Origin of the sequence: Streptomyces sp. SID5643 (genome assembly GCF_009872555.1) — a bacterium.
Lineage (GTDB): Bacteria > Actinomycetota > Actinomycetes > Streptomycetales > Streptomycetaceae > Streptomyces > Streptomyces iakyrus.
In genome coordinates this window covers 1-414 of the sequence record NZ_WWIC01000091.1, presented here as the reverse complement: position 1 = coordinate 414, position 414 = coordinate 1, and the positions used below count along the sequence as shown (strand labels likewise).

Annotated in this window: 1 protein-coding gene; it reads left to right on the top strand. The window is 71.5% G+C overall.

Annotated elements, in window-relative coordinates; translation table 11 throughout:
* Nucleotides 1-7: 7 nt before the first annotated feature.
* Nucleotides 8-414 (top strand): AMP-binding protein (locus GTY56_RS11200; protein WP_346345463.1); only part of this gene is annotated, 407 nt, incomplete at its 3' end.

Below are 414 nucleotides of genomic sequence, written 5' to 3'. Positions count from 1 at the left end.
GGAGGTCGTGGAGGATCTGCTGGCGCTGGCCGATGGTGGGGCCGGGGTCGGGGATGTGAGTCTGGTCAGTGGTGTGCCGTCGGCGTTTGCGCAGGTGGTGGCCGGTGGTGGGCTTTCCGTGCGGCCGCGGACGGTGGTGCTGGCGGGTGAGGCGCTGACCGCGGACGTGGTGAGCGGGATTCGCGGGGCGTTGCCGGGCGTGCGGGTGGCGAACATCTACGGCCCGACCGAGGCGACCGTGTATGCGACGGCCTGGTACACCGACGAGGACGTCGAGGGGCCGGTGCCGATCGGTCGGCCGATCTCCAACGCCCGGGCGTACGTACTGGACAGCCGGCTTCGCCCGGTGCCGGTGGGTGTGGCGGGTGAGCTGTATATCGCGGGGTCCGGTCTGGCCCGGGGTTATCTGGGTCG